The sequence below is a fragment of the Mangrovicoccus sp. HB161399 genome (assembly GCF_013184745.1).
Classification (GTDB): domain Bacteria; phylum Pseudomonadota; class Alphaproteobacteria; order Rhodobacterales; family Rhodobacteraceae; genus Mangrovicoccus.
This window is the reverse complement of sequence record NZ_JAATVU010000036.1, coordinates 1-12,754: the sequence shown is the minus strand read 5'-3', so window position 1 is coordinate 12,754 and position 12,754 is coordinate 1. Positions and strand designations below refer to the sequence as shown.

Here is a 12,754-nt window from a genome sequence, read left to right as displayed (position 1 = left end):
GACGCCGCCTGGCATTTGGCAGGGTGGAGACGTGCCGCCAGTTGCGGAGCCGCAGGGGATGCTGCCGAGCGGCTGGCAGGGCGGCGACGTGCCTCCGCTTCCCGATGGTCAACAGCCGGGTTTTCCGCCCGGCGGCCAGCAACCGGGAAACTTTGCGGGGTCTCAGGGCAGGGAGGACGGCGCGCGGGGGCAGGCGCCCCTGTCCGGCCCGCAGCCTCAGGAGATGCAGACGGGCGGCTGGCAAGGCGGAGACGTGCCGCCGTCTTCCGACGATCAACAGCCAGGTTTTCCGCCCGGCGGCCAGCAGCCGGGCGACGTCACGGGGTCCCAAGGATCAGAGGATCGCTCGCGGGGGCAGGCGCCCCTGTCCGGCCCGCAGCCTCAGGAGTTGCAGCCGGGCGGCTGGCAGGGCGGAGACCTGCCGCCGCCGTATCCCGCAGATCAGCAGCCGGGCGATTTCGCGGGGTCTCAGGGGCACGGTGACGGAACTTGGGGACAGGTGCCGCCCTTCGCGGAACCGCAGGACGCGCAGCCGGGGAACTGGCAGGGCGGAGACCTGCCATCGCCCGAAGCGCCTTTGCCGGTCTTTCCGGCCAACGAGGCCCAGCCGCAGGATTTTGCGGGGACGCAGGAGCCGGATGGAGGTTTGGGCGCGCTGCAGCAGGACGCCTGGCAACCTGATCCGTTTGGCAGCAGCATCCCTCCGGCACAGGACGGCGGCGGGGCTGCAATGCCGCCGGTGCCCTCGGTCGGCGGAGCGCCGGAGGATGGCGAACTTGCCGGGCCGCCGGACGGGAACGGGACGCCTCCGCCCTCGCGCGGACGGCTGCCGCCGCGGCCGCCGCCGCCGTCGCCCGAGGAATTGCGCGAACTGGGCATTCCGGCGATGCGGATGGCCGGCTTGTCTGCGTCCGGCGGCGGCGCGTCGCTTCCGCCGGAGGTGGCGCCCGAGGATGCCGTCTCGGTGCCGCGTCTTGCCGGGCGCGCGCCGGAGCCGCCGCCGCCGGTCCGGACGCCCGGCCGCCTGCCGCCGCGCCCGCCTGCGCCCAGTCCCGACGAGCTGCGCGAGCTGGGCATCGCGATGCCGCCGGGAGCCGGGCTGTTCCGTCCGCAGGCAGCAGGCAATGCGGAGCCGCCCCATCGCCGTCCGCTCTTCGGCCGCCCCTCGGACGCCGCGGCCGCGGACATGCCCGGGGCCGCGGCGGAGGAAGAGGCGGGGCCGGGCCATCCGCCGCTCCTGACGCTGTCGGAGGTCCATGCCGATATCGGCCGCTACAAGGTGCTGCAGGGCGTCGATCTCGACGTGCCCGCGGGCGAGGTGACCATGCTGCTCGGCCGCAACGGTGTCGGCAAGACCACCACGCTGCGCACGGTCATGGGGCTGTGGAAGCTGCGCCAGGGCCGGATCGGCTTTGCCGGGCAGGAGCTGGGCGGGCTCGGCCCCTCGGCCATCGCGCGGGCAGGCATCGGCTATGTCCCCGAGGAGATGGGCATCTTCGGCGATCTCACGGTGGAGGAGAACATGCGTCTCGGCGCGCGCACCCGGCACATGCGGCAGGACCGGCTCGACTGGCTGACCGCGGCCTTCCCGGCGCTGGCGACCTTCTGGCACCGGCCGGCGGGGACGCTGTCGGGCGGGCAGAAGCAGATGCTGTCCCTGGCGCGGGTCATGGTGGAGCCGCGCCAGCTCTACCTGATCGACGAGCCGACCAAGGGGCTGGCCCCGGCCATCGTCTCGGTGCTGGTCGGCGCGCTGAGGCAGCTGAAATCGGAAGGGGCGACGATCCTGATGGTTGAACAGAATTTCGCGGTGGCCAGGGCGCTCGGCGACCACGCGGCAGTGATGGATGACGGCCGCACGGTCTGGGCCGGGCGGATGGCGGAGCTGGCGGGCGATGCCGCGCTGCAGGACCGGCTGATGGGCCTGCACCTGGAGGCGCGCCGATGAGCCATGCCGCCGCGCCCGCGCACCGCCCCCGCATCGAGCGGGCCGGGCTGTCCGAGCGGCTGCGCCCGCTGATCCCCTGGCTGCTTGTCCCGGCGGCCATCCTGCTCGGCTACCTAGCGATCTGGGCGCAGGCCTCCTGGCCGCTTCTGGAGCCGGTGCTGAACGAGGACGGCTCGCTGCGCACCCGGATCTTCGACCTCGCGCCCTTCGACATCCGCCTGTCCTCCTGGCTGACGCTGACCGTCTCGGGGCTGGCGATGGGGATGATGATCTTCGTCATGGCCTCGGGGCTGACGCTGGTCTTCGGGCTGATGGACGTGATCAATTTCGGCCATGGCGCCTTCGTCTCGATCGGCGCCTTCGTCGGCATCACCGTGCTCCTGGCCTTTCCCGGACTTGCAGGCGCAGAGAGCCTTGCCGCCAACCTGGCGCTGATCGGGCTGGCTGCGCTTGCCGCAATGGCGGTGACCGGCATCCTCGGCGGGGTGTTCGAGCGCGTCATCGTCCGCCCGGTCTACGGCGCGCATCTCAAGCAGATCCTCGTCACCATGGGCGGGCTGATCGTGGCGGAGCAGATGATCCACGTGGTCTGGGGCCCGGCGGAAATCTTCATTGCGCGGCCCGAGATGCTGAAGGGCGCGCTGACCTTCCACGGCGCGGCGATCGAGACCTACCGGCTGATGGCGGTGGGCGTCGGGCTGGCGATCTTCCTCGCCATCCGCGCGGTGATGCGCCACACGACCGTCGGGCTGATCGTGCGCGCGGGCGTGCAGAACGGCGAGATGGTCGAGGCGCTCGGCTACCGGCTGCGGCTGGTCTTCGTCGGCGTCTTCGTTGCCGGCTCGGCGCTTGCCGGGCTCGGCGGGGTGATGTGGGGGCTCTACCAGGAGGTCGTGACCGCCTCGATGGGGGCCGAGATCATGGTGCTGGTCTTCATCGTGGTGATCATCGGCGGTCTCGGCTCGGTGGAGGGCTGCTTTCTCGGCGCGCTGCTGGTCGGGCTCACCCAGAACTATGTGGCCTTCCTCGAGCCCAAGGCAGCGCTGGTCAGCGACATCGGCCTGATGGTGCTGATCCTGATGTGGCGTCCCGAAGGGATGATGCCCGCCGGAGGCCGCAAATGACGGCGCGCCGCTCCTGGCTGCTGGCTGCCGTCGTGGCGGCGATCCTTGCCGCGCTGGCGGCGGCGCCCTTCCTGTTTCCCGGCGTCCGGGCCATGGACACGGCGGCGCGGATCTGCGTCTTCATCGTGCTCGCTGCCTCCTATGACCTGCTTCTGGGCTATGCCGGAATCGTCAGCTTCGCCCATGTGATGTTCTTCGGCATGGGCGCCTATGGCGTGGCGCTGGCCTCCACGCATCTCGGCCGCGAGGCGCCGGGGCTGGTCCTCGGCGCCGGGGCGGGCATGGCGGTCGCGGTGGTGCTGGCGGCGCTGATCGGGCTGTTCTCGCTCAGGGTCCGAGCGATCTTCTTCGCGATGATCACCCTCGCCGTGGCTTCCGCCGTTGCCGTGCTGGTCAGCCAGCTTTCCGGGCTGACGGGGGGCGAGGACGGGCTGAGCTTCCAGATCCCCCGCGCGCTGAGCCCGGCGGCGAAATACCTGTCCGAGCCGCTGACCGGGATCGACCCAGCGGCGCTGCCCGGAGCGATCTTCGGCGGCGGGGAAACCGGCGGCCTGTTCACCGAGGTGAAGGCCAACGGCAAGCTCGCCGCCTATTACCTTGTCTTCGCCTCCATGCTGGTGCTGCTGGCGCTGATGCGGCGGCTGACTGTCTCGCCCTTCGGCTCGGTGCTGATGGCGATCCGCGAGAACGAGTTCCGCGCCGAGGCGATCGGCTACCGCGTGGTGCGCTACCGCATCGCCGTCACCTGCATCTCGGCCGGGATCGCGGCGCTGGCGGGCGCACTCTACGCGGTCTGGCTGCGCTATGTCGGGCCGGACACGGTGCTAGGCTTCCCGATCATGGTCGACCTTCTGCTGATGGTGGTGATCGGCGGCATGGGCACGATCTGGGGCGCGGTGATCGGCGTGACGCTCTTCATGCTGGCGCGCGGCTACCTGCAGGACCTGATGGCGGCTGCGCAGGGCGCGGTGGCCGCCGACCTTCCGGCGCTCGCGGTGTTCCTGGAACCCGACCGCTGGCTGATGTGGCTGGGCATCCTCTTCATCCTCAGCGTCTATTTCTTCCCCTCGGGAATCGCCGGGCGGCTGAAGGCCGGACGCTAGGGCGATGGATCTGACCGAAATCCTCGTCGCCGCCGTGCTGGCGGCGGTCTTCGCCGTCCTCGCCTTCGGGCCGCTCCGGGCCAGCACGGCCTGGCGGGCGATGCTGACGCCCCTGGCGTCGATCATCGGCAGCGGCTTCCTGGTGTCGGTGCCGCTGGTCTCGGGCCGGGTGGGACTCTGGGCGGTGCCCGCGATGGCTGCGCTCGCGGGCATCGCCTGGCTGATCGGCGGCGCGATCCGCTACAACATCCGCCATGGCGAGGCGCGCTGCGCAGAGGCGCCGCGCGGCCACCACATCCCGTCGATCGAGACCCTGTCGCATCTGGTGCTGACCGGCGCCTATTTCATCTCGGTCGCCTATTACCTCGTGCTGCTCGGCAGCTTCCTGGCGAAGCTCGCAGGCATCTCCGATCCGCGCTTCGCCGCGCTCGTCGCCACGGCGCTAGTCGCGGGGATCGCGCTGACCGGGGTGACGCGCGGGCTGAAGGGCGTGGAGCGGGCCGAGCGCTTCACCGTCAGCGCCAACCTCGCCGCCATCGCCGCGCTTCTGGCGGCGCTGGGGCTGTTCGCGGCGCGGCTGCCCGGGGGCTATGGCTGGAGCGATCCCGGCGCGGCGCCGGAATTCGATTGGGACACGCTGCGCTTCCTCATGGGGCTCTTGATCGTGGTGCAGGGCTTCGAGACGACGCGCTTCATGGGATCGCTCTATGACGGAGCGACAAGGGAGAGGGCGATGAAGCGGGCGCAGGCCCTGTCCTCGGCGGTCTATCTGGTGTTCTTCGCGCTGATGATCCCGCTCTATCCGTTCTTTCCCGAAGGCGCCGATGTGGCCGGGGTGATCGAGGTGATCGGGCGGGTCTCGCCGATCCTGCCCTTCGTCGTCGCCTTCGGCGCCATCGCCAGCCAGTTCAGCGCGGCGGTGGCGGACTCGCTGGGTGCCAGCGGGCTGATCTCGGACACGACCCATGGCCATGTCACGCCGCGCCATGCCTATATCGCCATCGGCACGGTGGCCGTCTCGGTGATCTGGGCGACGGATGTCAACGCGCTGGTGGCGCTGGCCTCGCGGGCCTTCGCGCTATTCTACGCGCTGCAATGCCTCGTCGCCATGCTGATCGCCCGGGAACAGGGCGAGAAGCGCCGCGCCGCCTGGCACGGGGCGCTTTCGGCGCTCTGCCTCGGCGTGGCCGTGCTGGGCATTCCCGCGGGCTGAGGCTCAGGCCCCGACCCGCGCCTTCATCTCCCGCATCAGCCGGGAATTCCGCGCCATCGCGTCGAGCACGTCGCCGAAGGTGAAGAGCCCCTTGGCCTCGAGCATCGGGATCATCCGCAGGAAGACCTCGGCCGTGGCCCGCGTGTCGCCGAGCGCGGTATGGCGCGCCTCCTCGGGGATGGTGACGCCGAAGCGCGCGGCCAGCGCGTCGAGCGTGTGTTCCTCCTGCTGGCCGAAGAGGATCGCCGACAGCAGCACCGTGTCGAGCACCGGATTGTCGAAGGCGGCGCCGATCGCGGGCGCGTGGCGGTGGAAGAAGGCCATGTCGAAGGGCGCGTTATGCGCGACCAGCACGGCGCGATGGGCGAAGCGGTGGAAATAGGCCCCGGCCTCGGCAATGCCGGGCTGGCCGCGGACCATCTCGTCGGTGATGCCGTGGATCCTGGTCGAGCCGGGCGGGATCGGGCGGCCGGGATCGACAAGCTTGTCGATCACCTCGCCGGGCACCAGCCGTCCGTTGACCGCGCGCAGGGCGGCGATCTGGACGATCTCGTCGCCGCCATTCGGGTCCAGCCCGGTCGTCTCGGTGTCGAAGATCACGTAGGTCAGGCGCGACAGCGGCGTCGCGTCCACCGCGGCATGGTCGGTATGGGCCAGCAGATCGAAATCATAGACCGCGTTTCGCTCGGGCACGAAGCCCTCCGGCGGCGCCACCGGCGGCACCGGACGGGCGGCATGGATCGGGATGGTCAGCCAGGACGTGCCGTCATGGTCCCATTCCGGCCAGATCTCGCTGCCGTGGCGGTCAAGCACCTCGCGCCCGGTCAGCGTGTCGGTCTCGGGTTCCAGCGGCTGGGCGAGGGCGCGCTCCAGCACCGAGACGCTCATCGGCTCGCCGCGCCAGCTCAGCCGGATCTCGGCGCCGGGCTCGTCGGGCTCCATGGCAAGCGACACGACCGTGGCCAGCTCCTCGGCCGCGACGGCGCGGGCCAGCACGGTCAGCAGGTCGACCATCGCCACCCCGTCGCAGGTCAGCAGCAGTTCGGGCGGCCGCGCCTCGAGCGCCGGGCCCGCCTCGTCCAGATGGGCGCGCAGCCCGTCGATCAGCTCGGCGGCGCGCACTTCGCGCAAGGGCCACCAGCTGCGCCAGTTGGCGTCATAGGCATCGACCGCCTCCTGCACCTCGTCGGTCAGCTCCAGCGCGCCGTGGCGGATATCGGCGGGCAGGGCCGTGCCCGTGCGGTCGGCCTCCACCTCGATCAGTGCCTTCAGCCGCCCGGCCGGGCGGCGCAGCCGGTCGACCAGGTCGTGCAGCAGCCGCTCGCGGTCGCGATGCGCCGACAGCTCGGCCGTCACGTCGCGCAGCGTCAGCACGTAGCCCGGATGTTCGTGGGTCATGCCCAGATCCTTGCGGATCAGCCGGATATGGGCGGACAGCGCGCGGGCGCAGCCGGTGGTGGAAACCAGGAGTTCGGCATCGTCGTCATGGGTGCCGGTTGCGCGCAGCCGTTCGTAGGTCTTGCGGATCGGGCCCTCGCGCAGGAGGTCGAAGACCGGGCGGCCCAGCCGCGGACGGCCGGTTCCGGCCAGCATCTCGCGCGCGGGCGTGTTGTAGAAGACGATCTGGTGCGCCGGGCTGACGACGATCAGCCCGACCGGCACGTCGGAGACAAGCGCCTTGAGCTTCTCGGTCTGCATGGTCAGCGCGGCTGTCTGCTCTTCCACGGCGCGGGCGACGGAACCGCGCGCCTCCGCCAGGGTCCCGGCCACGGCCGAGGCGGCAGGGGCAAGATCGCCGAGATAGATCGCGACCTCCGGTTCAAGCTCGTCATGCACGCCGCCATGGGCGCGGGCGCGCAGCGCGGCGGCGACGGTTCCGATCGGCCGCGCGACATTCTCGTCGAAGAGGCGCCAGACGAAGGCGACCAGCGCGAAGATCCCGAATCCCGCCATCAGTCCGGCGGTCAGGAGCACCTGCGCCGCGCTGCCGTCGGGGCCGCGCGAGAGGGCGAAGGCTCCGGCGCCGCCGAGGATGGCGAGGCTGCCGAAGCCGAGCAGGGCGAAGAACAGCAGGATCCTCAGCCGCAGGGAGAGCTTGGCCAGCATGTCAGTGGACCGGCTGCTCCGCGAGAAGGCGGCGCATCTCGGCGCGCAGGTCCTCCAGCCGGAAGGGCAGTGAGACCACGCCGTCGGCGCCGAGCGCGCGTCCGCGGCGGCGGTCGAGCGAGCTGCCGCCCTTCTGCAGCATGAGGATGCGCACCCCGTCGAGCGACCGGTCGCGGCGGATCGACTGGCAGGCGTCGAGCAGCGCGGCAGTCTCGCCATGGGTGAGGTCCAGCATCACCAGGTCGGGATGCTCGCGGGCGATGCGCTCGACGATCCGGTCGCCGGGGGCGAGCCGGGCGCAGGCATGGCCGTCGGCGGTCACCACGTGGTCCATGGCGCGGGCGAGGCTGTCCTCGGATTCGACAAGCATCACCTTGCGGGCGGCGGGCAGGGCCATCTCCGTCATGGTTTCATCCCCTCGCGCAGGTTGCAGCGAGCAGCGGGTCGCTGGCCGGGACATCGGTCCATTGCGCGCCCTCGACGGCGCCGGAGGCGTCGAAGCCCGCATCCTCGACCAGCGCGGCGCGGCGGTGGCCGTCGCAGTCGATCGCGACCGGGAAGCTGCGCACCGGCTGCCAGCGGCCCATCAGGTAGATGTTGGCGATATGCTGCCCCGGCTGGTCCGGGTTGCTCTGCATCCGCGCCACGTCGACCGCCATGAAGCGGTCGACCATCGGCGCCGCATAGGTCCAGGGACGGTAGAACTGGCGCGCCTCGTTGACCTGCGCGACCTCCAGCCCCTCCGGCATGCCCGCGACGGTGCGGTCGTACCAGTTGTATTCCGACCAGACCGTCATGGCGATCATGCCGATCCCGGCCGCGACCGGCATCGTCCAGCGCGGCAGCCGCCCGCCCGAGATCCAGTTCAGCGCCAGCGCAAGGCCGGCCGCGCCGACGCCTGCAAAGACGGTGGCGATGAGTTCAAAGAACATGTGTCCTCCCTTCCTGCCCCCGCCGGGGGCAAAGCCGCCTCCTCAAGCGGCTAGGTAATCATTCCCTTGCCCTGGCCGATGGCGGACTGCATCGTCCTGACCACCACGAAGGCATCGCGCAGGTGGCTGCGCTCGAAATCCGAAAGTTCCGTCGGCGCCAGGTAGTTGTCCGGCTTCTCCCCGCGCCGCACCAGCGCCGCCTGATGGTCCAGCCGCGACTGCGCGACCAGGTCATAGGCGTCGATCAGGTCGCCGGCGCCGGCCTTCGACAGGACGCCGCGGTCGCGCGCCGCCTCCAGCCGGGCGCGGGTGTTGACCTCGGACAGGCGGCCCTGGAGCGCATACACGCGGCCGAGATCGACGATCGGAACCACGCCGTTCAGCTTCAGGTCGAGCCGGTTCTTGTGCTCGCCCGAACGGATGGTGGCGAAGCCGCGGATCAGTCCCAGCGGCGGCGTGTGCTTCAGCGAGTTGCCGATCATGTGCGCGGTGAAGATCGAGTTCTCGCTGGCCATCTGAAGCGTCTCGGCTTGCAGCGCGCGCCACAGGCTTTCGGTGCCGCCGATCGGGCGCAGGTCGAACATCACCGAGGACAGCATCTGCGCCTCGGGATTCGGCTTCGAGATCCAGCCGCGGAAATACTCGCGCCAGACCTTCAGCGGCTGGCGCCAGCGGTCGGCGGTCGCCATCATGTCGCCCGGGCAGTAGTAGTAGCCGCAGTCGTTCAGCCCGTCGCAGACGAAATCGGCGAGCTTCAGGAAATAGGCGTCGTCTCCCTCGGCCATGCGGTCGTCGATGATCAGGCAGTTGTCCTGGTCCGATACGCCGGTCTGCTCGCGCCGGCCCTGGCTGCCGCAGGCGCACCAGACATAGGGCACGGGCGGCGGGCCGAGCTTGTCCTCCGCCAGCCGCAGCAGCCGCCGCGTGCAGGCATCGGCGATGTCGGTGATCAGCCTCGTGACGACATCGTGGCGGTTGCCGCCGCCGACCAGCTGCACCAGAAGCTGCGGGATTTGCGCGGTGACCTTGGCCAGTGCAGCGACCGAGCGGCCGCGGGCGATGTCCGAGACGAACTGCGCCGAGGTCACGGCCTGCAGCCGGGTCAGGTCGGTCTGGGTGACCATGCCGACCAGCATGTCCTTCTCGACGATCGGCAGATGGCCGATATGCCGTTCATGCATGACGTGCAGCACGTCGGTGCCGAGGCTGTCCGGCGAGAGCGTCACCGGATCGGCGGTCATGATGTGCTTGACCGGCAGCTTGGCGTCGATGCCCTCGGCCAGGCAGCGGTTCGACAGGTCGGACGTGGTCAGGATGCCCGCCAGCCGGTCGCCCTCGACCACGGCGAGGCTCGATATGTTGCGGTCGCGCATGATCCGCGCCGCCTCGATGATCGGCGTCGAGGGCGGGCAGGTGATCGGCGGACCGGCGAGGATCTGGCGCACGGGCATGGTGGCCAGCGAGGTGCCGCGCTCCTCGCGTTCGGCGCCGGAGCGGCGGAAGAAGCGCGAGAAGGCCGCGTTCTCCTTCATCAGCCTGGAAAATTCCGCGGCAGGCAGCAGGAGGAGCGTCGCCTCCTCGATCGCGTAGGCGGAGGTGGCGGCCAGGCCGTCGCGCATCAGGCCGCGCTCGCCGAAGGAGTTGCGGCAGCCGAGGATCGACACCTTGGCGCCGCGGTGGTCGCGGACGTCGACGGTGCCCTGGTAGATCAGGTAGATGCCGGGCAGCTCCGCGCCGAGCGCGTAGATCTCGGAATCCTTCGCGAAGGGGACGGGCTGGAAGCAGCCGGCGGTGCGGGCAAGATCGCCGCGCTCGAAACTGTCATAGGGGTGGACGGAAACCAGGAAGGCCTCGATCTCGTCGCGGGTCAGGGTCATCGGATGGTCTCGCTATCCGCTCGGTGCCAGTACAGGGCAGGGTAGCACATCGGAACCTTGATGCAGATCAGGCCGGTACGGAACCGGCCTGATTTTTTGTCGCTATGTCCGTCGCGGAACTCAGTGGTCGACGGCTGCGCCTGCACCGCGGGGGATGCGGACGGAGGCCACCAGGTCCTGGATTTCCTGCGGCGGCTCTTCGGTCGCCCGGGACACCGCGATGGCGGTCGCGAAGTTCAGCAGCGCCCCGACGGCCCCGAAGGAGGTCGACTTGATGCCGAGGAACAGCGGGTTCGCATCGGTGAAGGAGTTGGTGTCAGGAATGAAAAACCAGCCCTTGTGCAGGAAGATGTAGACCAGCGTCACCCCGATGCCGACCAGCATGCCGGCGACGGCACCCTTGTCGTTGATGCGCTTCGAGAAGATGCCCATCATCAGCGCCGGGAAGATCGACGATGCCGCCAGGCCGAAGGCAAGCGCCACGGTCTGTGCCGCGAAGCCGGGCGGGTTGATGCCCAGATAGGTGGCGACGGCGATCGAGACGGCCATGGCGATCCGCGCGGTCAGCAGTTCCGACTTCTCCGACATGTCCGGGGTCAGCTGGCCCTTGAACAGGTCGTGCGAGACGGCGGAGGAGATGGCCAGAAGCAGGCCCGCTGCGGTGGAGAGCGCGGCGGCGAGACCGCCCGCGGCCACCAGGCCGATCACCCAGCCGGGCAGGTTGGCGATTTCCGGGTTGGCGAGAACCAGGATGTCGTTGTTGATGGTCAGCTCGTTGCCGGACCAGCCCGCGGCAGCGGCCTTTTCCTGCATCGCGGCGGACTTGTCGTTGTAGTACTGGATCTTGCCGTCGCCGTTCTTGTCGTCGAAGGCCAGCATGCCGGTCTTGGACCAGGTCTTCATCCAGTCATAGGCCGGATCGTTCTCGATCTGGTCGAGGGTCACGGACTCGGCCTGGGTGCCGTTCGGCCACATCTGGTCGGTGATGTTCATCCGCGCCATGGCGCCGACGGCCGGAGCGACCAGGTAGAGCAGCGCGATGAAGACCAGCGCCCAGCCGGCGGACCAGCGGGCCGCGGCCACGGTCGGCACGGTGAAGAACCGCATGATGACGTGCGGCAGGCCGGCCGTCCCGATCATCAGCGACAGGGTGAAGAGCACCAGGTTCAGCAGGTCGCCGTGACGCTCGGTGTAGCTGGCGAAGCCCAGCTCGGTGACGATCTGGTCGAGGCGGGTCAGCAGCGGCTCGCCCGAGGCCAGGTGGTCGCCGAACAGGCCCAGCGGCGGCAGCGCGTTGCCGGTCAGCTGCAGCGAGATGAAGATCGCCGGGATGGTGTAGGCGGTGATCAGCACGCAGTACTGGGCCACCTGGGTGTAGGTGACGCCCTTCATGCCGCCGAACACGGCATAGGCGAAGACGACGACGGCACCGATCAGCAGGCCGGTGGTGTTGTCGACTTCCAGGAAGCGGCCGAAGGCCACGCCGACGCCGGTCATCTGGCCGATCACGTAGGTGATCGAGGCGATGATCAGGCAGAGCACGGCCACGAGGCGCGCCGTCTTCGAGTAGAAGCGGTCGCCGACGAATTCCGGAACGGTGAACTTGCCGAACTTGCGCAGGTAGGGCGCGAGCAGCAGCGCCAGCAGCACGTAGCCGCCGGTCCAGCCCATCAGGTAGGCCGAGTTGTCATAGCCGACGAAGGCGATGAGGCCTGCCATGGAAAGGAAGGAGGCTGCCGACATCCAGTCCGCGCCGGTGGCCATGCCGTTGACGACCGGGTGGACGCCGCGGCCGGCCGCGTAGAATTCCGACGTGGAGCCCGCGCGGGCCCAGATCGCGATGCCGATGTAGAGCGCGAAGGACGCGCCCACGAACAGCAGGTTGAGGGTGAACTGATCCATCTGTCCCCGGTCCCCTTACTCTTCGACGCCGAACTTGCGGTCGAGCGCGTTCATCCGCCAGGCGTAGAAGAAGATCAGCGCCAGGAAGACGAGGATCGACCCCTGCTGGGCGAACCAGAAGCCCAGGTCGGTGCCGCCGACGGAAATGCCTTTCAGAAGCGGCCGCAGCAGGATGCCGAAGCCGAAGGAAACCAGTGCCCAGATCACCAAGCACATCTTGATGAGGCCGAGATTGGCCTCCCAGTATTCATTGTCAGAATTGTCCGCCATGGCGGTCTCTCCCTTCGCGGTTGCTCCTTGCGGCGCCCTTGCGGGCGTCGCGTCTCCCTTGTCTCGGACCGGGCGGGCGGGGGTCTTCTTCTTGGTGTTCTCGAACGAGCCCGCACCGGCACCGATGCTCGGCGCGGCGCGATGACCGCCGCGTCAAAGCCGTCCCGGCCCCTTCGGGCCGGTTCCGGGCGCATTGGCGCCCTTTTCCGGTCCCTGGCTGCGGGGGGCTTCTGCCTCCCGGGGCCGGGGACAACCGTCTCAGCGGTTCCTGCGGTTCTC

General features: G+C 69.7%; 10 protein-coding genes. 4 read left to right on the top strand and 6 right to left on the bottom strand.

The window, feature by feature from the left end; all coding sequences use genetic code 11:
- The first annotated feature begins 1,186 nt into the window (after window positions 1-1,186).
- From HCC78_RS18965 to HCC78_RS18950, 4 genes are read left to right on the top strand one after another with little or no spacing between them, the layout of a single operon-like run.
- Complete coding sequence (locus HCC78_RS18965) at window positions 1,187-1,948, top strand: ABC transporter ATP-binding protein (protein WP_172330401.1); 762 nt, start codon at window positions 1,187-1,189, stop codon at window positions 1,946-1,948.
- The gene (locus HCC78_RS18960; protein ID WP_172330361.1) at window positions 1,945-3,072 is read left to right on the top strand and encodes a branched-chain amino acid ABC transporter permease; all 1,128 of its coding nucleotides are present in this window, start codon (window positions 1,945-1,947) and stop codon (window positions 3,070-3,072) included. The genes HCC78_RS18965 and HCC78_RS18960 overlap by 4 nt, the downstream gene beginning before the upstream one ends.
- A complete protein-coding gene (locus HCC78_RS18955) occupies window positions 3,069-4,175 on the top strand; it encodes a branched-chain amino acid ABC transporter permease (RefSeq protein WP_172330360.1) in 1,107 nt (368 codons plus the stop codon). The genes HCC78_RS18960 and HCC78_RS18955 overlap by 4 nt, the downstream gene beginning before the upstream one ends.
- A 4-nt stretch (window positions 4,176-4,179) precedes the next feature.
- Window positions 4,180-5,388 carry a hypothetical protein gene (locus HCC78_RS18950; RefSeq protein ID WP_172330359.1) on the top strand — a complete coding sequence of 403 codons (1,209 nt, stop codon included), beginning with the start codon at window positions 4,180-4,182 and terminating at the stop codon, window positions 5,386-5,388.
- A 3-nt stretch (window positions 5,389-5,391) separates the two neighbouring features.
- Here HCC78_RS18950 and HCC78_RS18945 read toward each other — a convergent pair whose 3' ends face one another.
- The 6 genes from HCC78_RS18945 to HCC78_RS18920 form a co-directional block, all read right to left on the bottom strand.
- On the bottom strand, window positions 5,392-7,494 hold the full coding sequence (locus tag HCC78_RS18945; protein WP_172330358.1) for an exonuclease domain-containing protein: 2,103 nt from the start codon (window positions 7,492-7,494) through the stop codon (window positions 5,392-5,394).
- Between the two features lies 1 nt (window position 7,495).
- Entirely contained in the window at window positions 7,496-7,900 is a 405-nt protein-coding gene (locus HCC78_RS18940; protein WP_172330357.1) for a response regulator transcription factor, read from the bottom strand.
- 4 nt (window positions 7,901-7,904) lie between these two features.
- Window positions 7,905-8,426, bottom strand: a complete 522-nt coding sequence (locus HCC78_RS18935) for a hypothetical protein (RefSeq protein ID WP_172330356.1) — start codon at window positions 8,424-8,426, stop codon at window positions 7,905-7,907.
- A 50-nt stretch (window positions 8,427-8,476) separates the two neighbouring features.
- Window positions 8,477-10,303 (bottom strand): DUF294 nucleotidyltransferase-like domain-containing protein, encoded by a 1,827-nt coding sequence (locus tag HCC78_RS18930; protein ID WP_172330355.1) that lies wholly within the window; start codon window positions 10,301-10,303, stop codon window positions 8,477-8,479.
- Window positions 10,304-10,423: 120 nt separating this feature from the next.
- Window positions 10,424-12,205, bottom strand: coding sequence for a sodium:solute symporter family protein (locus HCC78_RS18925; protein ID WP_172330354.1), 1,782 nt, complete (start codon window positions 12,203-12,205; stop codon window positions 10,424-10,426).
- A 15-nt stretch (window positions 12,206-12,220) separates the two neighbouring features.
- Window positions 12,221-12,475, bottom strand: coding sequence for a DUF4212 domain-containing protein (locus HCC78_RS18920; RefSeq protein WP_172330353.1), 255 nt, complete (start codon window positions 12,473-12,475; stop codon window positions 12,221-12,223).
- Window positions 12,476-12,754: the final 279 nt, after the last annotated feature.